Genomic DNA, 17,929 nt, shown 5'->3' with positions numbered 1-17,929 from the left:
GCCGCTCCTACAAGAGCCGGGCGCAATAAAAAACGGCGCGCCTGGCGGCGCGCCGTTTCGGGGTCGCGTGCATCGCGGTATCGCGACGCGGGTCAATCGCCCAGGGTCAGCAGCGAGGCGTTGCCGCCGGCCGCGGTGGTGTTGACGGTGATGGTCTTCTCGGTGGTGAAGCGCGGCAGGTAGTGCGGGCCGCCGGCCTTGGGGCCGGTGCCGGACAGGTTCTGCCCGCCGAACGGTTGCACGCCGACCACCGCGCCGATTTGGTTGCGGTTGACATAGCAGTTGCCGACCTTGACCCGTGCGCTGATCCGGTCGATCGTCTCGTCGATGCGCGAGTGGATGCCCAGGGTCAGGCCGTAGCCGGTGGCGTTGATCGCGTCGATCACCGCGTCGAGCTGATCGGCCTTCCAGCGGATCACGTGCAGCACCGGGCCGAACACTTCCTTGTGCAGCTGGTCCAGCGACTTCAGCGCATAAGCGCGCGGGGCGAAGAAGCTGCCGTGGGCGGCGTCGCCGTCGACCGCGACTTCGCCGATCTTCACCGCTTCCTTGTCCATGCGCGCGGCGTGCTCGACCAGCATCTTCAGCGCGTCCTCGTCGATCACCGGGCCGACGTCGGTCGACAGCAGGCCGGGGTTGCCGACCTTCAGCTCGGCCATCGCGCCGGCGAGCATGTGGGTGACCTTGTCGGCGATGTCGTCCTGCACGAACAGCACGCGCGCCGCCGAGCAGCGCTGGCCGGCCGAGGTGAAGGCCGAGCCGATCGCGTCCTTGACCAGTTGTTCCGGCAGCGAGGACGAGTCGGCGATCAGCGCGTTCTGGCCGCCGGTTTCGGCGATCAGCACGCCGATGGCGGCGTCGCGCGCGGCCAGCGAACGGTTGATCGCGCGCGCGGTGTCGGTCGAGCCGGTGAAGGCCACCCCGGCGACGCGCGGGTCGCGGGTCAGCGCCGCGCCGACGGTGGCGCCGTCGCCGGGCAGGAACTGCAGCACGGCTTCGGGAATGCCGGCTTCGTGCAGCAGCTTGACCGCGTAATAGCCGATCAGATTGGTCTGCTCGGCCGGCTTGGCGATGACGCTGTTGCCGGCGGCCAGGGCGGCGGAGATCTGGCCGATGAAGATCGCCAGCGGGAAGTTCCACGGGCTGATGCAGACGAACACGCCGCGGCCGGACAGGTGCAGGGTGTTGGATTCGCCGGTCGGGCCCGGCAGCGCTTCCGGCGCGAACAGCTTGCGCGCCTGGGCGCCGTAGTAGCGCAGGAAATCGACCGCCTCGCGCACTTCGGCGACGCCGTCGGGGATGGTCTTGCCGGCCTCCTTGGTGCACAGCGCGATGTACTGCGGCATGCGCTCTTCCAGCAGTTGGGCGGCGTGTTCGAGGATCGCGGCGCGGCTGGCGGCCGGGGTCGCGTCCCAGGCTTCCTGGGCGGCGACGGCGTTCTTCAGCGCCAGCTCGACGGTGGCGCTGTCGGCGGCCTTCCACTGGCCGACGGTTTCGCGACGGTCGGCCGGATTGGTGACGGCGATGTCCGGGCCCTGCACGGTCGCGCCCGGCACCAGCGGAGCGGCGCGCCAGTCGCCGACGGCGGCGTTGACGGCGGCGGCGAGGGACTGCAGTTGCTGATCGTTGGCGAGATTGACGCCCATGGAATTGGTCCTGTCGTAGCCGAAGCTGCGGTAGAGGTCGGCCGGAAGCGGAATGCGCGGATGCGGGATGCTGTCGAAGCCGGACACCGTTTCGACCGGGTCTTGGATCAGGTCCTCGATCGCGATGTCCTCATCGGTGATGCGGTTGACGAAGCTGGAGTTGGCGCCGTTCTCGAGCAGGCGCCGGACCAGGTAGGGCAGCAGGTCTTCGTGCGAGCCGACCGGGGCGTAGACGCGGCAGGGCGCATCCAGACGGTCGGCCGGGATCACTTCGGCGTACAGGTCGTCGCCCATGCCGTGCAGCTTCTGGAACTCGAAGTGCTTTTCGCGGCCCATCGCCTTGGCGCGGCGGTGGATGGTGGCGATGGTCTGGGCGTTGTGGGTGGCGAACATCGGATAGATCGCGTCGGCGGCCTCGAGCATGCGCCGGGCGTTGGCCAGGTAGGACACGTCGGTGTTCGGCTTGCGGGTGAACACCGGGTAGCCTTCCTGGCCGTCGATCTGGGCGCGCTTGATCTCGCTGTCCCAGTACGCGCCCTTGACCAGGCGCACCGGGATGCGGCGGCCGGTGCGGCGGGCGAGGTCGGCGATGAAGTCGATCGCCTCCGGCGCGCGCTTCTGGTAGGCCTGGATCGCCAGGCCGTAGCCCTCCCAGCCGTCCAGCGACGGGTCGGCGTAGGCGCCGGCGATCACGTCCAGCGACATCTCCAGGCGATCGGCCTCCTCGGCGTCGATGGTGAAGCCGATGCCGTAGCCCTTGGCCAGCTGGGCCAGCTCGAGCACGCGCGGGGTCAGTTCGGCGAACACCCGGGCGCGCTTGGCGTGCTCGTAGCGCGGGTGCAGGGCCGACAGCTTGACCGAGATCGACGGGGCGGCGAACACGTCGCTGTTTTTGTAGTTGCCGCTCTTGCCGATCGCGTGGATCGCGTCGCGGTAGGCCTGCAGGTAGCGCAGCGCGTCCTTGGTGGTCAGCGCGCCCTCGCCGAGCATGTCGAAGGAGTAGCGGTAGTGGGCGTTGTCGCCCTTCTTCGAGCGCGCCAACGCCTCGCCGATGGTGCGGCCCATCACGAACTGATGGCCCATGATCCGCATCGCCTGGCGCACCGCCAGCCGGATCACCGGCTCGCCGACCCGGCCGACCAGGCGCTTGAACGCGTTGTGCACGTCGCGCTTGGTGTCGTCGGCCAGGTCGACCAGCTTGCCGGTCAGCATCAGGCCCCAGGTCGAGGCATTGACCAGGACCGAGTCGGACTGGCCGAGGTGGCGCTTCCAGTCGGCGTCGCCGAGCTTGTCGCGGATCAGCTTGTCGGCGGTCTCCTGGTCCGGAATGCGCAGCAGCGCCTCGGCCACGCACATCAACAGCACGCCTTCTTCGCTGCCCAGGTCGTACTGGCGCATGAAGGCTTCGATCGCGCCCTGGTCCTGGGCGCGGGCGCGGACCCGCTTGACCAGGTCGGCCGCGGTGGCCTGGGCGGCGGCGCGGTCGGCTTCCGGCAGGCGCGCGAGTTCCAGCAGGCCGCGCACGTGCTCGGCCTCGTCGCGGACCCAGCCGGCAGTGAGCGCGGCGCGCGGGCCGGCGGGGGCGGGCGGCAGTTCGGGACTGATCATCGCGCTCGGTGCGGAGGCGCGCGAGTGCGGCGGCGGGCCGTCGCTGGCGACGGCGGAGGAGGCGTTGGTGGACATCGGACCCGGGACGGGGGGAGGAAGAGCGCCATTTTAGAGCTTTCTATCGGTCCCGGCCTGTACGCGATCGGCTTCGCCGCCGCTGGCGGGGGACGGCCGGATCGCGCTGCCGCGCCGCCTTGCCGCAAGCGGCCGCCGCCGAGGATGCGCGCCGGAACCCGCCGCGAATGCGCGAAACCCCGCCGTTGCGGGCTTTGCGCGCGATTTTTCCTGTCCATGCGGCGGGTTGCCGCAGGGCGGGGCGACCGCTACCATTTCGCGGTTATCCGTAGCGCCGATGCCGGCGTGATGGGCCCTCATCATCAGGGCTCGCCAGCCACCTCTTCCCGCAAGGCCCCCGCGCTCAGCCAGAATCGGCGCGGTACGCGCCGGGAAGGGCAGCCCGCGGAGCGCGTTGCACACCAACACTGATTTTCTGGGGCTCGAACTGATGAAAGCCGGTCGTTTCAAGCAGTGGGCAGTGGGCATCGCCGCGATGGCGTTGCCGGTTCTCGCAGTCGCGCAGGCGGCCGATCCCAAGCCGTGGCAGCTCAATATGGGCCAGGGCGTCACCGCGCAGTCGGCCAATGCCTACTCGGCGCACATGCTGGCGCTGTGGATCTGCGTGATCATCGGCCTGCTGGTGTTCGGCGCCATGGCCGTGGCCATGTTCAAGTTCCGCAAGTCCAAGGGCGCGGTGCCCGACAAGGACTTCACCCACAGCACCAAGCTGGAGATCGTCTGGACCGTGGTCCCGGTCGCCCTGCTCGTGCTGATGGCCTTCCCGGCCACCAGCAAGCTGATCAACATGTACGACACCCGCGACTCGGCGATGACGGTGAAGATCACCGGCTACCAATGGATGTGGAAGTACGAGTACCTGGGCCAAGACGTGGCCTTCACCAGCCGCCTGGACCGCAAGAGCGACCAGTTGCGCCAGAGCGGCAAGGTCATCGCCGCCGCCGACCACGAGCACTACCTGCTCGACGTCGACAACGTGCTGGTCCTGCCGACCGACACCAAGATCCGCTTCGTCATCACCGCCGACGACGTGATCCACGCCTGGTGGGTGCCGGCGCTGGGCTGGAAGCAGGACGCGATCCCGGGCATCGTCAACGAGGCCTGGACCGAGATCAAGCAGCCGGGCATCTACCGCGGCCAGTGCGCCGAGCTGTGCGGCAAGGACCACGGCTTCATGCCGATCGTGGTCCGCGCCCTGCCCAAGGCCGAATACCAGCAGTGGCTGGCCGAGCAGAAGGCCAAGAATGCGCCGGCTCCGGCCGCTGCGCCGGCGGCGCCCGCCGCCGCTCCGGCCGCTCCGGCCGACGCTACGCCGGCTCCGGCCGCCGCTCCGAATCCCGACGCCACGGCCGCCGCCGCTCCGCGCGCTGCGTCCGTCGGTTGATCGTCAAGCATTCATCAGAGGTAGGCCATGGCAGTCACGCACCCCGTCGCCGATCAGCACGATCACCACGATGATCATGCCCACCAGCAGGGCTTCATCGAGCGTTGGTTCTTCTCGACCAACCACAAGGACATCGGCACGCTGTATCTGATCTTCAGCTTCGTGATGTTCATCATCGGCGCTGGATTCTCGGTCTACATCCGCGCCGAACTGGCCGAACCGGGCCTGCAGCTGCCGGGCGGCCCCGAGTTCTTCAACCAGATGACCACCATGCACGCGCTGGTGATGATCTTCGGCGGCGTGATGCCGGCCTTCGTCGGCCTGGCCAACTGGATGATCCCGCTGCAGGTCGGCGCGCCGGACATGGCGCTGCCGCGCATGAACAACTGGTCGTTCTGGATCCTGCCGTTCGCCTTCACCCTGCTGCTGATGACCCTGTTCCTGCCGGGCGGCGCCCCGGCCGGCGGCTGGACCCTGTATCCGCCGCTGTCGCTGCAGGGCGGCTCCAACGTCGCCTTCGCGATCTTCGCCATCCACATGATGGGCATCAGCTCGATCATGGGCGCGATCAACGTCATCGCCACCATCCTCAACATGCGCGCCCCGGGCGTGGACCTGCTGAAGATGCCGATCTTCTGCTGGACCTGGCTGATCACCGCCTTCCTGCTGATCGCGGTGATGCCGGTGCTGGCGGGCGCGGTGACCATGCTGCTGACCGACAAGTTCTTCGCCACCTCGTTCTTCAACGCGGCCGGCGGCGGCGACCCGGTGATGTTCCAGCACATCTTCTGGTTCTTCGGTCACCCCGAGGTCTACATCATGATCCTGCCGGCCTTCGGCGTGGTGTCGGAGATCATCCCGACCTTCAGCCGCAAGCCGCTGTTCGGTTATCAGGCCATGGTCTACGCCACCGCCTCGATCGCCTTCCTCTCGTTCATCGTGTGGGCGCACCACATGTTCACCGTCGGCATGCCGCTCGGTGGCGAGATCTACTTCATGTTCGCGACCATGCTGATCGCGGTGCCGACCGGCGTGAAGGTGTTCAACTGGGTCACCACCATGTGGCGCGGCTCGATCTCGTTCGAGGCGCCGATGCTGTGGGCGATCGCGTTCGTGATCCTATTCACCATCGGCGGTTTCTCCGGCCTGATGCTCGCCATCGTGCCGGCCGACTTCCAGTACCACGACACCTACTTCGTGGTCGCCCACTTCCACTACGTGCTGGTGACCGGCGCGCTGTTCTCGATCATCGCCGCCGTCTACTACTGGTGGCCGAAGTGGACCGGCCGCCATTACAGCGAGGGCATGGCGAAGTTCCACTTCTGGTGGACCATGGTGTTCGTGAACCTGCTGTTCTTCCCGCAGCACTTCCTCGGCCTGGCCGGTATGCCGCGCCGCATCCCCGACTACAACGTCGTGTTCGCGGACTGGAACCTGGTCAGCTCGATCGGCGCCTTCGGCATGTTCCTGACGCCGTTCATGATGGCCTTCATCCTGTGGCGCTCCAAGGTCGCCGGCGTCAAGGCCGACGCGCGTTCGTGGGAAGGCGCCAAGGGCCTGGAGTGGACCGTGCCGAGCCCGGCGCCGCACCATACCTTCGCCACCCCGCCGGTGATCCGCGACGGCGACCTGGCCCACGGCGACATCACCCACTGACCGGACCGCGCCGCGGAGCGCAGCGCGCGCCCCGGGCGCCGCGCCGCCTTCCTGGCCCCAGACGATGAACCGTCCGCCGACCGATCCGCAGGATCTCGCCCGCCGCCGCGCCGCGGCGCGACGCACGGCCTTGTGGTTCGGTGCGGCGGCGGTAACGATCTACGTGTTGTTCATCCTCAGCGGAGTGCTGTCGAAGTGAGCGAACGCGACGCCCAGACCGCCGAAGCCCGCCGTCAGGCCGGGCCGAAGATGACCCGGACCATGGTCCTGGTCGCGCTGGGCGCGTTCGGCTTCACCTTCGCCCTGGTGCCGATGTACCGCATCGCCTGCGAGAAGGTGTTCGGCATCCGCCTCGAACGCGGCGCCGGCGACGCCCAGGCTGCCGGCCAGGCCGCGCCGGCCGCGGCGCGCCTGGTCACGGTGCAGTTCGACGGCAGCGTCAATTCCAAGCTGCCCTGGGACTTCAAGCCGCACCAGCTGAGCATGAAGGTGCGTCCGGGCGAGCAGTACGAGACCACCTACTACGCCCGCAACACCACCGACCGCGCCATCGTCGGCAGCGCCTCGCCGTCGGTCGCGCCGGCGCGCGCGTCGGGTTATTTCAACAAGACCGAGTGCTTCTGCTTCACCGCCCAGACCCTGCAGGCGGGCGAGTCGCGGGAGATGCCGGTGCGTTTCATCGTCGATCCGAACCTGCCGGCCGACGTGCACACGATTACGCTGTCCTATACCTTCTTCAAGAACGACGTGCTCACCGCGCGCCTGCAGCAGGGACCGGTCGCCAAGACCGCCCCCTCGCCGCTGGCGGCGCCGTAAGCTGGCTCAGCACCCACCAGGAACGCCGCCATGGCCCACGCCCACACGCCAGACGCCAATCACTACTTCGTGCCGCACAGCAGCCGCTGGCCGTTCCTCGGTTCGATCGGCCTGTTCACGACCATGATCGGCATCGCGAGCTGGCTCAACGAAGTCAGCTGGGGCAAGCCGGTGTTCTTCGTCGGCCTGGCGATGATGGTCGGCGTGCTGTTCGGCTGGTTCGGCGACGTGGTCCGCGAATCGGTGCGCGGCAACTACAACAAGCAGGTCGACGTCTCGTTCCGGATGGGGATGATCTGGTTCATCTTCTCCGAGGTGATGTTCTTCGCCGCCTTCTTCGGCGCGCTGTTCTACGCCCGCCAGTTCGCCCTGCCGTGGCTGGGCGGCGACGGCGACGGCGTGATGACCAACAGCCTGCTGTGGCCGGAGTTCAGCGCGGCCTGGCCGAGCTCGGGCCCGGGCCAGGTCGGTGGCCACTTCCAGACCATTCCGGCCTGGGGCCTGCCGCTGCTCAACACCCTGATCCTGCTGACCTCGGGCGTGACCGTGACCCTGGCGCACCATGCGCTCAAGGGCGCGCACCGCAAGGCGCTGCTGGTGTGGCTGGGCCTGACCGTGGCCCTGGGCTGCCTGTTCCTGTTCTTCCAGGCCGAGGAATACATCCACGCCTACAAGGAACTGAACCTGACCCTGGGCTCGGGCATCTACGGTTCGACCTTCTTCATGCTGACCGGCTTCCACGGCGCCCACGTCACCCTCGGCACGATCATGCTGGCGGTGATCTGGTTCCGCTGCCTCAAGGGCCATTTCAGCAAGGACAACCATTTCGCCTTCGAAGCGGTGGCCTGGTACTGGCACTTCGTCGACGTGGTCTGGCTGGGCCTGTTCCTGTTCGTCTACGTGCTGTAAGCGCGGACGGATCGCAAGACGAGGAAAGGCCGGCAGCGATGCCGGCCTTTCGCGTTTGGCGGCGTCCGTGGGGACGCAGGGGCTCAAGCGGGTCGACCCCTCCGTCGCCGCCCTATGGCTTGCCCGCGGCTTGCTGCGCCCGCGCAACCCGCAGGCCGTCATGCCCGCGCAGGCGGGCATCCAGAGACTTCAGCGCCATAATAGGCCGCCGGGCCGTATCGCTCGGCGTCGCCTCAACCCGGGTTGGCGCCGACGCCGTGCGGGGTGATCCAGCCCATCCAGATCGACAGGATCACGATCAGGATCAGCGCCACCGACAGCGCGATGCGCCGGGTCAGCGCGTTGACGGTGCGTTTGCTCTGCCCTTTGTCCACCAGCATGTAATACAGGCCCGCGCCCAGATTCCACAGAATGATCCCGAGGAACGCGACTACCAGCAGGACCTTCAGCTCTTGGCTCATCGCGGCCTCCTTCGGTGCGCGCGCCGGTGCGAAGCGCGGATTATCGCAGTCCGCCCGGAGCTTGGGGTGAGCCGTCGCGGCACCTTGCTGTTGGGCTGGGCCTTGGCGCTGTGCGCGATCGCGCTGTTCGCCCACCTGGGCCTGTGGCAGGCGCGACGCGCGGTCGAGAAGCAGGCCATGCTCGATGCCGCGGCACAGGTGCTGCGCGAGCGTCTGCCGCGGCCGTTGTCGGCGGCCGCCGATCCGGCGCGCCGCGCCACGGTCGATTGGGCCGCGGGCCTGGGCCGCTTCGACGAACGCGGCGCGCTGCTGCTCGACAACCAGCAGCGCCACGGTCGCGCCGGGGTGCGCGCCTATCGCATTTTCCTGCCGCGCCAGGGCGCGCCGCTGCTGGTCGACCTGGGTTGGCTGCCGCTGACCGGCGACCGTCGCCTGCCGGCGATCGCGCGTCCCGAAGGCGAGCTCGCGCTCAGCGGCCTGCTCGCGCCGCCGCCGTCGCCGGGCATCGCCCTGGGCGCCGGGCTGGCGCGCGAGGGCGAGGGCTGGCTGCTGACCCGGGTCGATCCGGCGGCGATCGCCGCTGCGACCGGGCTGTCGGCACCGTTGGCGCCGCGCGTGCTGCGCCTGGACCCGGCGCTGCGCCTGGGCTACGACCGCGACCTGGAGCTGCTCGCCAACACCTTGCCGCCGGACAAGCACCGCGGCTATTCCCTGCAGTGGTTCGCGCTCGCCGTCGCGGTGCTGGCCACCGCCCTGATCCTGACGTTCCGCCGCCCACGCCGCGCCCGCCCATGACCCCCACCCCGAGCCACACCGTTTCCGCGCAGCAGCGCAAGCGCAATCGCCTGACCCTGCTACTGATCGCCGCCTTCTTCTTCGTGCCGATGCTGGTCGCCGGGGTATTGCGGTTCGCAGACCTGCACCCGGCGGTGAACCGCCAGCACGGCGAACTGCTGGAGCCCAAGCCCGACCTGCGCCGGCAGCCGCCGCAGCTGGCCGACGGTCGCGCCTACGCCTGGAACCCGGGCGCGCGCATCTGGCGGATAGTGGTCGCGCCGCCCGCCGGTTGCGCCGCCGCCTGCGTCGCGTTGTCGCGCCAGCTCGACACGGTCTGGCAGCTGTTCGGCAAGGACGCGGACCACGTCGAGCTGCTGTGGGTCGGCGAGCCGCCGGCCGGTGCGGCTCGCCCGGCCTCGCTGCGGGTGCTGGCGCCGTCGCCGGCGCTGCGCGCGGCCCTGCCGCGCCTGAACGACCCGGCCGGGGTGCCGGTGTATGTGGTCGACCCGAACGGTTTTGTGATTCTGCGTTACGCTCCCGGCTTCGAACCGGGCGGGCTGCGCGCGGATCTGGCCAAATTGCTGAAACTGATGTGAGCGACCGACGGTCGTGCGCGCCCCGGGGGCGTCGCCGCGACCGGGCGCCGCGGGAACCCTTTCGAGAATGAGCGTAACCGGCAAAGGCCTGGCGACCCCGGGCCTGTACAAGAACTTCCACCGCATCGCCTGGCTGGCCGTGGGGCTGGCGCTGTGCGTGATCGTGTTCGGCGCCTTCGTGCGCCTGTCCCATGCCGGTCTGAGCTGCCCGGATTGGCCGACCTGCTACGGCCGCGCGGCCTGGCCGACCAACCCGCACGAGATCGGCGACCACGCCGCGACCCAGATCCGCCCGGTCGAGGTCGACAAGGCCTGGCGCGAGCAGTTCCACCGCATGATCGCCGGCTTGCTCGGCGTGCTGACCCTGACCCTGGCCGTGGTCTCGGCGCGCCGCCGCAGCAAGGGCATGGCCCAGGTGCTGGCCGCTGCCGCGGTGGTCGCGGTCGCGATTCCGCTGTACATGCGCGGCCAACACGTCGCCGCCTCGGCGCTGGCGATCGTCGGCGAAGGCATCCTGCTCGCCGCGGCGTTGCGCTGGAGCAATACCGACCTGTCGCGGGCCTGCGCGCTGACCCTGGCGGTGATCATCTTCCAGGCCCTGCTGGGCATGTGGACGGTGACCTGGCTGCTCAAGCCCATCGTGGTCATGGGCCATCTGCTCGGCGGCCTGCTGACCTTTTCGCTGCTGGTGTGGATCGCCTGGCGCGCGATCGACCGGCCGATCCGGCTGGCCGATGCGCCGGCGCTGTGCCGCTGGATCGCGCTCGGCATCGGCGTACTCGGCGTGCAGATCGCGCTGGGCGGCTGGACCAGCGCCAACTATGCCGCGTTGGCCTGCGGCAACGATTTCCCGACCTGCGTCGGCCAGTGGTGGCCGCGCCACGATTTCGGCGAGGCCTTCGTGCTCTGGCGCGGCATCGGCGTGGATTACGAGGGCGGCATCCTCGACGGCGAGGCGCGGATCGCGATCCAGCTCGCCCACCGGATCATGGCGGTGGCGGTGTTCGTCTATCTGATCGGCCTGGCGGCCAAGTTGCTGCGCACCCCCGGGCTGCGCGGCTGGGGCAGCCTGCTCGCCGCGCTGACTCTGCTGCAGGTCGGCCTGGGCATCGCCAACGTCAAGCTCGGCCTGCCGCTGGCGGTCGCGGTGGCGCATAACGGCGGCGCCGCGCTGCTGCTGTTCGCACTGGTGTCCCTGCTCGCGCGCCTGCGCACGCCGGAGCCGTGATGAACGCCGCCACCCGCCCCACGTTCAAGCAGTATTGGGACCTGACCAAGCCGCGCGTGGTCGCGCTGATCGTGTTCACCGCGATCGTCGGCATGTTCATGGCGGTGCCGGGCTGGCCGCCGCTGCGCGAGTCGGTGCTGGGCTTTCTCGGCATCTGGCTGGCCGCGTCCTCGGCGGCGGCGATCAACCAACTGCTGGACTCGCGCATCGACGCCAAGATGGCGCGCACCTCGTGGCGGCCGATCGTCGCCGGCCAGGTCAGCCCGACCCAGGCGCTGGTGTTCGCGCTGATCCTGGCCGCGGCGTCGATGCTGATCCTGGTGGTCTGGGTCAACGCGATCACCGCGGTGCTGACCTTCGCTTCGCTGATCGGCTACGCGGTGATCTACACCGTCTACCTCAAGCGCGCTACGCCGCAGAACATCGTCATCGGCGGCATCGCCGGCGCGGCGCCGCCGCTGCTCGGCTGGGCCGCGGTCACCGGCATGCGGGGCGATTGGGATTGGGCCCATGCGCTGTTGCTGGTGTTGATCATCTTCGTCTGGACGCCGCCGCATTTCTGGGCGCTGGCGATCTTCCGCCGCGCCGACTATGCGCGGGCGATGGTGCCGATGCTGCCGGTGACCCACGGCGTGGCCTACACCCGCTGGCAGATCCTGTTCTACACCATCCTGCTGGCGGTGGTGTCGGTGCTGCCCTGCGTGTTCGGCATGAGCGGCTACTTCTACCTGTTCGGCGTACTGGTGCTGGACGCGATGTTCCTCTACTACGCCTGGCGGCTGATGAACCCGCCGGACGAGTTGTACGCGATGAAGGTGTTCAACTACTCCATCGTGTATCTGATGGTGCTGTTCGCGTTCCTGATGATCGATCACTGGCTGCCGACCTCGCTGCAGCCGGCGCCCTTGTTCGAGTTGCAGCGCGCCGGTTGACCGGCGCATCGGCCGCGCTCAGCGGCACCAGCGTTGCTGGCTGGCGTAGGCCTCCTGCAGGGCCGGCGAATCGCCGTCCTGGGCCATTTCCTCGATCTGGCGATTGAGCTCGCGACAGGGCGCGGCCGGGTCGCCGCCGCCGAACAGGCGGCCGAGCGAGCGCAGGACGCTCTGCGGCGAGCGTGGCGCGGCCATGCGGAAGCGTTCGACGCCGGCGCCCGGCAAGGCCGGCGCGGCGCGCGCGAACGGATCGCGCGCGGCGAAGCTCAGGCCGCGATCGGCCTGGCGGCGGGCTTGATCGACGAAGTCGGCCGACAGCCCGCTGGCCGGGGCGGACGCTGCGGCTGGAACCGCGGGCGCCGGAAACGGATCGATGGGGCCCGACGCGGGCGGCACGATGGCGCTTGCCGCGGCGGTCGAGCGCCGTGCCGGCGCTTGCGGCCGGCGCGGTTCGTTGCGGGCAGGCGGCGGTGGCGCGGGCGGGGGCGCACGCACGATCCAATACAGCTGGGTGTCGACCGCGGTCGCGATCGGCGGTGCGTGGCGCAGCAGCTTGTGCGCAGTCCAGGCCAGCAGCGCATGGACGATGACGACGATGGCGCCCGCGACGAGGCGGTCGTGGCGATCCTTGCCTGGCGAATGCATGACGTCCTCGCGATGCAGTGCGAGGAGTGTAGATGCGAGTCCGGCGCCAACCCTGACTGGCGGCGAACCGGCGCGAAGCCGGCTCAGTCGGCGACGTCGTCGCCCGCGCCCGGCGCGGGCGCGGCGCGGCGGCGCGCGTAACGCGCGGCGACCTGGGCGCAGACCAGCAACTGGATCTGGTGGAACAGCATCACCGGCAACACGATCGCGCCCAGCGCCGGGCCGGCGAACAGCACCTTGGCCATCGGCACGCCGGTCGCCAGGCTCTTCTTCGAACCGCAGAACACGATCGCGATCTCGTCGCTGCGGTCGAAGCCGAGCCGGCGCGCGGCCATCGTCAGCGCGATCATCACCGCCGCCAGCAGCAGCGCGCAGATCGCCAGCAGCAGGTACACCGATTCCACCGGCGTGCTCTGCCACAGCCCGCTGCCCATCGACGCGGCGAATGCGGCATAGACCACCAGCAGCACCGTGCCCTGGTCGGTATAGCGCAGCAGCGCGCGCCGCCGCGCGACCCAGGCGCCGATCCACGGCCGCAACAGATGCCCGGCGACGAACGGCGCCAGCAACTGCAGCACGATCTTGCCGATCGCCTCGACCGGATCGGCCATGCCGCCGTGCGCACCGGCCAATGCGCTCATCAGCAACGGAGTCAGGAACACGCCGAGCAGGCTCGAGGCCGAGGCGCTGCAGACCGCAGCCGGGACATTGCCGCCGGCCATCGAGGTGAACGCGATCGAGGACTGCACGGTCGAGGGCAGGCAGCACAGGAACAACAAACCCAGGTACAGCTCCGGGGTCAATCCGCGCGTGGCCAGCGGCGTGAGCGCCAGGCCGAGCAGCGGGAACAGGACGAAGGTCGCGGCGAAGATCAGCAGATGCAGCCGCCAATGCGTCGCGCCGGCGCGAATCGCCTCGCGCGACAGGCGCGCGCCGTGGAGGAAGAACAGCGTCGCGATGGCGACGTCGGTGAAGCGATCCAGCGCCGCGGCCGGCGCGCCGCTCAGGGGCCAGGCCCAGGCCAGCGCGACGGCGGCGAGCAGGGCCAGGGTGAAGCGGTCGACGTGCAGGCGCATGGGGCCGGGATGGGGATTGGGGATTCGGGATTGGCAGGGCGATCTTGCCGCGCCGGAGCGTGGTCGGGTGAGCCGATGCGCTGCGGAGCGCCGGCCGGTGTGGGGCGGGGCGCGATGGAGCCCTGGCTTTCCGCGTTGGCGGGAGCGACGGTCGCTGGTCTGCGAAGGGGGCGGCGGGAGTTAAGCGCTCAACCCTTTCCGTCCCGGCTTGCCGGCACGCGGGACGGCGCGCCGCGTCGCGCTAGAAGCCCTATCGCGGCCGCTGGGTTTGGCTGCATCGCTCCCGGTCGTCGTGCCCGCGCACGCGGGCATCCGGCGACTTCGGCGTCATGCCGCGATGGAGCCCCGGGTCCCCACTTTCGCGGGGACGACGCCAGGCGGCGAGGTGCGCCCATCGGACCGCGGGCCGACGCGTGGAAGGGCTCAGCAGGGGCGCACGCGTTCGGCGATTTCGGCGGCGCTGTCGGGAGTCACGTACCAGCGGCCCGGGTCCTCGTACTCGAAGTCGATCGCTACCTCCGCCGCTTCGCGGTTGATGCGCATGATGCAGACCCGCCACGGCGCCTTGCCGGCGACACGGGTGGCCCGGCGCAGTTGTTCCAGGCGGTTCTCGATCTCGGCGCCCGACGGCGTCAGCGCCTCGCCGGGCTGGCCCTTGTCGTAGCGAAAGCCGTTCAGGCGACTGATGCCTTCGCCGTACCAGGCGATCAGGGCATAACCGTCCCAGGGCCGCTCGCCGGCCTTGGGGTCGACCACGATCAGGCGCGCGATCTCGCCGAGCAATTCGTCTCTGTTCATGTCCAGCCTTGGGCGTTCGGGTTAGGCGCGTGCTGCGATCAGCTCGTCCATCTGTTCGCTGTCGATCCGGTCGTACGTCTGTCCGGCGCGGTTGTCGAAGCTCACGCGCTGATCGTAAACCCTGCCGCCGTCGGCCGGGTCGATCACCTCATAGGAAATGCGAACCCGGTCCGGTCGGTCGGCGCCGCGCGGGCTCAGGTCGATGGCGATGCGCACCTCCATGCCCTGGTCGATCCAGGCCGCCCACTCGTTCTCCAAGGTCTTGTAGGCGCCCATGTTGAAGTTGCCGTTCTGCGGGAACAGGTTCTTCAGGCCCTGGTCGGTGACGAAACGATGACCGAACACATGACCGCCCTGATCGCCGTCGATGCCGCGGTCGGCGGCATCGCGCTGGGCCTGGGTCTCGGCGTCGCCGCGTTCGAGTTCGCTGAACACGGTGCGCAGGGTGGCTTCGGCGCGCACGGGCCGGCCTTGTTCGTCGACGGTCCAGCGTGCCTGGTTGACCTCGCCGCCGTCGGGATTGACCACGCGCGCTTCGATCTCCCGGGTCTCGGCGGCGACGCGGCCGGCATAGGCCTCGCGCACCGCCGGACCGCTGCGCTCGTTCACCGCGCGGTCCAGGGTGTCGCCGAACGCGCTGCGCAATGCGTGCAGTTGCGACGCGTCCAGGCGTTCGGCCAGGCCGTTGGCGAGGATCTCGCGCTCGGCCAGCGGCATCGCGTTCAGCGCTGCCGGGCCGAAGCCGGCAGTGGCGTCCGCCGCGGCCTCATCGCCGGACGGCCAAGCGCTCGGCGGCATCGGCGCATCGACGGAACGAAAGCTCAGCGGGTCGGTCATCGCCAGGGCCGGCAGCTCAGGTCGCCGCCGACCTTAGCGGCGCGGCGGCGCTCGGCCCAGTTAGGGAAAACCCCAGGCGCGCGGCCTTGGAGGCCGGCGCAGCGACGCCGGGACCGAACGGTCGACAGCGGCTACCGGCCGCCTGCGCGTTCGCTCACTTCCCGCTATCGCCGATCAGGTGCTCCTGCCAAAACCGCATCGTCGCCGCACCGAAGAAATCGCTATTGGCTTTTTTCTGGAAGCCGTGGCCTTCGTCGTCGAACATCAGGAACCACACCGGCTGGCCGTTGTCGCGCACCGCCTTCACGATCTGCTCGGCCTCGGTGTAGGGCACGCGCGGGTCGTTCTTGCCCTGGGCGACGAACAGCGGCGAGCGGATCTTGCCGGCGTTCTTCAGCGGCGAAATGCGGTCGAACACCGCCTTCATCTCCGGCACGCGCTCGTCGCCGTACTCGGCGCGGCGCAGGTCGCGGCGGTAGGACTCGGTGTTGTTGAGGAAGGTGGTGAAGTCGGAGATGCCGACCACGTCGACGCCGGCGCGGATGCGGTCGCTGTAGTGCATCAGCGAGGACAGCACCATGTAGCCGCCGTAGCTGCCGCCGTAGACGCCGACGCGCTGCGCGTCGAGCTCGGGCTGCTGCGCGATCCAGTCGAGCAGGGCGCCGATGTCCTTGACCGAATCCTCGCGCTTCTCGGCGTTGTCCAGGCCCAGATAGGTGCGCCCGTAACCGGAGGAGCCACGCACGTTTGGCACCAGCACCGCCACGCCGAGTTCGTTGGCGAGGAACTGAGCGGTGGCGCTGAAGCTCGGCATCGACTGCGCTTCCGGGCCGCCGTGGATCTGCACCACCACCGGCAGCTTCTTGCCGGCCGCCGTGTTGGCCGGCTTGTAGTAGAAGGCCGGAATCGTGCGCGGCCGGCCGTCGACCCGGTCGAAGGTCGGGTAGCGCACCAGGCTCGGGGCGACGAACTTCGACGCGTCCAGGCCGCCGACTTCGCTGCGGGTCCAGCGGCTCAGCTTGGCCGGCGCCAGATCGATCACGTAGACGTCGCTGGGCGAAGTCGCGGTATTGATCGACAACGCGATGCGGCGCCCGTCGGGCGAGAACTCGACCCCGCCGATCACCCCGACCGGCAGCTCGGGCAGGGCCACTTCGCGGTGCTCCGGCAGCGCCAGCACGCGCAGCTTGCCGATGCCGTCCTCGTTGCTGACCAGGGCCAGATGGCGGCCGTCGGCGGCGAGGGCGAGATTATCCACGTCCCAGGGAATGCCGGCGCTGAGCACTTCGAACTTGCCGCTCGCCGGCTCGTGCCGGCGCAGGGTGGCGAACTCCTGCGGCTTGCCATCGATGGGCTCGTCGGAGACGTAGTACACCGCGCGGCCGTCGCGGGAGAAACGGAAATGGTTGATCGCGGCCTTGCCGCCGTCGACCGGGAACATCTGCAGCTTGCCGGTCTGCAGATCGACCACGCCCGGATAGGACTCGGACGCGGACACGTACTTGATCACCAGCAGCTGCTTGCCGTCGGGCGAGAAATCCGAGGCGCTCCAACTGCCGCCTTCGGTCACCACCGTGCGCGGTTTGCGCGTGGCCAGGTCCATCACCCACACGTCGGTGTCCTTGCCGTTGCGCAAAGTGCTGCTGTAGGCCAGTTGCTTGCCGTCGTGGGAGAACAGCGGGCTGTCGTTGCGCGACTTGCCGTCGGTCAACAGGGTGGTTTCGCGGCTGGCCAGGTCGAACCAGTACAACTGCCAGAACTCGTTGCCGCCGACGTCCTTGCCGAACACGAAGCCGTCGGCGCCGGCCGGCGCGGTGCCGAGGCTGCCGACCGGCTCGCGGTAGAAGGTCAGTTGCTCGCGCATGCCCAGCGGCTGGCAGACCCGGTGCGCCTGCACCGTCTCGGCGAAGCGGGTGCCGATCAGCAGGCAGCCTTCGCGGGTCCAGCCGCCGAGGCCGGCGCCGCGGGTGTTCTGGTAGCGGTTCAGGCGCTCCAGCAGCTCGGCCGGAATCTCCGGCAGATTCTCGCTGACCCGGTTGCCGTGTCGTTCGCGTTCGACCGCGGACGAAGGCTGGGCGTGGACGCCGGCGCAGGCCAGGGCCAGGGCGGTGACGGACAGAACGTGGCGCAGCGACATCGGCGGTCTCCCCTGAGCGAATCCGGTCGAGCGGATCCGAGCGCGCCGGGCCGCGGCGCGGCCGGCGGACAGCCGAGCTTAGCCCGGCGCCGCAGGCTCGTCGCTCTCCCGAAAGTCACGGGCGGCGCGGCGACCCGTTTGGCTTACAGTGCCGCGATCGGCGCCGGGAGCCGTTTGCAGGAAAGAGCGCCGCGTTCGCTGTGACGCGGCGGACAGGGACGAACGCACCGCGCGACCGCGCGCGGCGCCATCAGGGAGGGGACATGATCGACCGCAGACGATTCCTGCTCGCGACCGCGGGCTGGCTGGCCGCGGCCTGCGCCGGCCGCGCGCGCGCCGGCGCGGACG

The 17,929-nt window shown here is 69.6% G+C and carries 16 protein-coding genes; 9 read left to right on the top strand and 7 right to left on the bottom strand.

All coding sequences use genetic code 11. The annotated features are described in order from the left end of the window. Nucleotides 1-92 precede the first annotated feature (92 nt). Nucleotides 93-3,254 carry a bifunctional proline dehydrogenase/L-glutamate gamma-semialdehyde dehydrogenase PutA gene (putA, locus tag TX83_RS10850; protein WP_064747981.1) on the bottom strand — a complete coding sequence of 1,054 codons (3,162 nt, stop codon included), beginning with the start codon at nucleotides 3,252-3,254 and terminating at the stop codon, nucleotides 93-95. A 505-nt stretch (nucleotides 3,255-3,759) separates the two neighbouring features. On the opposite strand from putA, the gene coxB reads away from it, so the two are divergent. The 5 genes from coxB (at nucleotide 3,760) to TX83_RS10830 (ending at nucleotide 8,094) form a co-directional block, all read left to right on the top strand. Further along, nucleotides 3,760-4,713 carry a cytochrome c oxidase subunit II gene (gene coxB / locus TX83_RS10845; protein ID WP_064747965.1) on the top strand — a complete coding sequence of 318 codons (954 nt, stop codon included), beginning with the start codon at nucleotides 3,760-3,762 and terminating at the stop codon, nucleotides 4,711-4,713. A 27-nt stretch (nucleotides 4,714-4,740) separates the two neighbouring features. Then, nucleotides 4,741-6,369, top strand: coding sequence for a cytochrome c oxidase subunit I (gene ctaD, locus TX83_RS10840; protein WP_064747964.1), 1,629 nt, complete (start codon nucleotides 4,741-4,743; stop codon nucleotides 6,367-6,369). 64 nt (nucleotides 6,370-6,433) lie between these two features. Then, on the top strand, nucleotides 6,434-6,568 hold the full coding sequence (locus tag TX83_RS23865) for a hypothetical protein (protein WP_255595026.1): 135 nt from the start codon (nucleotides 6,434-6,436) through the stop codon (nucleotides 6,566-6,568). Continuing rightward, nucleotides 6,565-7,185 carry a cytochrome c oxidase assembly protein gene (locus tag TX83_RS10835; protein WP_261370108.1) on the top strand — a complete coding sequence of 207 codons (621 nt, stop codon included), beginning with the start codon at nucleotides 6,565-6,567 and terminating at the stop codon, nucleotides 7,183-7,185. The genes TX83_RS23865 and TX83_RS10835 overlap by 4 nt, the downstream gene beginning before the upstream one ends. Before the next feature lie 30 nt (nucleotides 7,186-7,215). Beyond that, the gene (locus TX83_RS10830) at nucleotides 7,216-8,094 is read left to right on the top strand and encodes a cytochrome c oxidase subunit 3 (protein ID WP_064747963.1); all 879 of its coding nucleotides are present in this window, start codon (nucleotides 7,216-7,218) and stop codon (nucleotides 8,092-8,094) included. A 233-nt stretch (nucleotides 8,095-8,327) separates the two neighbouring features. Here TX83_RS10830 and TX83_RS10825 read toward each other — a convergent pair whose 3' ends face one another. Beyond that, on the bottom strand, nucleotides 8,328-8,555 hold the full coding sequence (locus tag TX83_RS10825) for a twin transmembrane helix small protein (protein ID WP_064747962.1): 228 nt from the start codon (nucleotides 8,553-8,555) through the stop codon (nucleotides 8,328-8,330). A gap of 66 nt (nucleotides 8,556-8,621) precedes the next feature. On the opposite strand from TX83_RS10825, the gene TX83_RS10820 reads away from it, so the two are divergent. The 4 genes from TX83_RS10820 (at nucleotide 8,622) to cyoE (ending at nucleotide 12,088) form a co-directional block, all read left to right on the top strand. Further along, entirely contained in the window at nucleotides 8,622-9,350 is a 729-nt protein-coding gene (locus tag TX83_RS10820) for an SURF1 family protein (protein ID WP_064747961.1), read from the top strand. After that, entirely contained in the window at nucleotides 9,347-9,928 is a 582-nt protein-coding gene (locus TX83_RS10815; RefSeq protein ID WP_064747960.1) for a hypothetical protein, read from the top strand. The genes TX83_RS10820 and TX83_RS10815 overlap by 4 nt, the downstream gene beginning before the upstream one ends. Before the next feature lie 67 nt (nucleotides 9,929-9,995). Beyond that, nucleotides 9,996-11,156, top strand: coding sequence for a COX15/CtaA family protein (locus TX83_RS10810; protein WP_064747959.1), 1,161 nt, complete (start codon nucleotides 9,996-9,998; stop codon nucleotides 11,154-11,156). Next, entirely contained in the window at nucleotides 11,156-12,088 is a 933-nt protein-coding gene (cyoE, locus tag TX83_RS10805) for a heme o synthase (RefSeq protein ID WP_064747958.1), read from the top strand. The genes TX83_RS10810 and cyoE overlap by 1 nt, the downstream gene beginning before the upstream one ends. Nucleotides 12,089-12,106: 18 nt before the next feature. On the opposite strand, the gene TX83_RS10800 is transcribed toward cyoE, so the two are convergent. The 5 genes from TX83_RS10800 to TX83_RS10780 all read right to left on the bottom strand — a co-directional run bounded on the left by TX83_RS10800 (nucleotide 12,107) and on the right by TX83_RS10780 (nucleotide 17,581). After that, nucleotides 12,107-12,733, bottom strand: coding sequence for a hypothetical protein (locus tag TX83_RS10800; protein ID WP_064747957.1), 627 nt, complete (start codon nucleotides 12,731-12,733; stop codon nucleotides 12,107-12,109). Between the two features lie 83 nt (nucleotides 12,734-12,816). After that, complete coding sequence (locus tag TX83_RS10795) at nucleotides 12,817-13,809, bottom strand: bile acid:sodium symporter family protein (RefSeq protein ID WP_064747956.1); 993 nt, start codon at nucleotides 13,807-13,809, stop codon at nucleotides 12,817-12,819. A gap of 423 nt (nucleotides 13,810-14,232) precedes the next feature. Continuing rightward, on the bottom strand, nucleotides 14,233-14,607 hold the full coding sequence (locus TX83_RS10790) for a hypothetical protein (protein ID WP_064747955.1): 375 nt from the start codon (nucleotides 14,605-14,607) through the stop codon (nucleotides 14,233-14,235). 21 nt (nucleotides 14,608-14,628) lie between these two features. Continuing rightward, nucleotides 14,629-15,444: a DNA/RNA non-specific endonuclease gene (locus TX83_RS10785; RefSeq protein WP_064747954.1), complete on the bottom strand. Its 816-nt coding sequence runs from the start codon at nucleotides 15,442-15,444 to the stop codon at nucleotides 14,629-14,631. 154 nt (nucleotides 15,445-15,598) lie between these two features. Then, nucleotides 15,599-17,581 carry a S9 family peptidase gene (locus TX83_RS10780; protein ID WP_079248172.1) on the bottom strand — a complete coding sequence of 661 codons (1,983 nt, stop codon included), beginning with the start codon at nucleotides 17,579-17,581 and terminating at the stop codon, nucleotides 15,599-15,601. Nucleotides 17,582-17,929 lie beyond the last annotated feature (348 nt).

It is taken from the genome of Lysobacter antibioticus HS124 (genome assembly GCF_000336385.2).
In the GTDB taxonomy this organism is placed as follows: Bacteria; Pseudomonadota; Gammaproteobacteria; order Xanthomonadales; family Xanthomonadaceae; genus Lysobacter; species Lysobacter firmicutimachus.
This window is presented reverse-complemented; position numbering and strand designations above follow the sequence as displayed.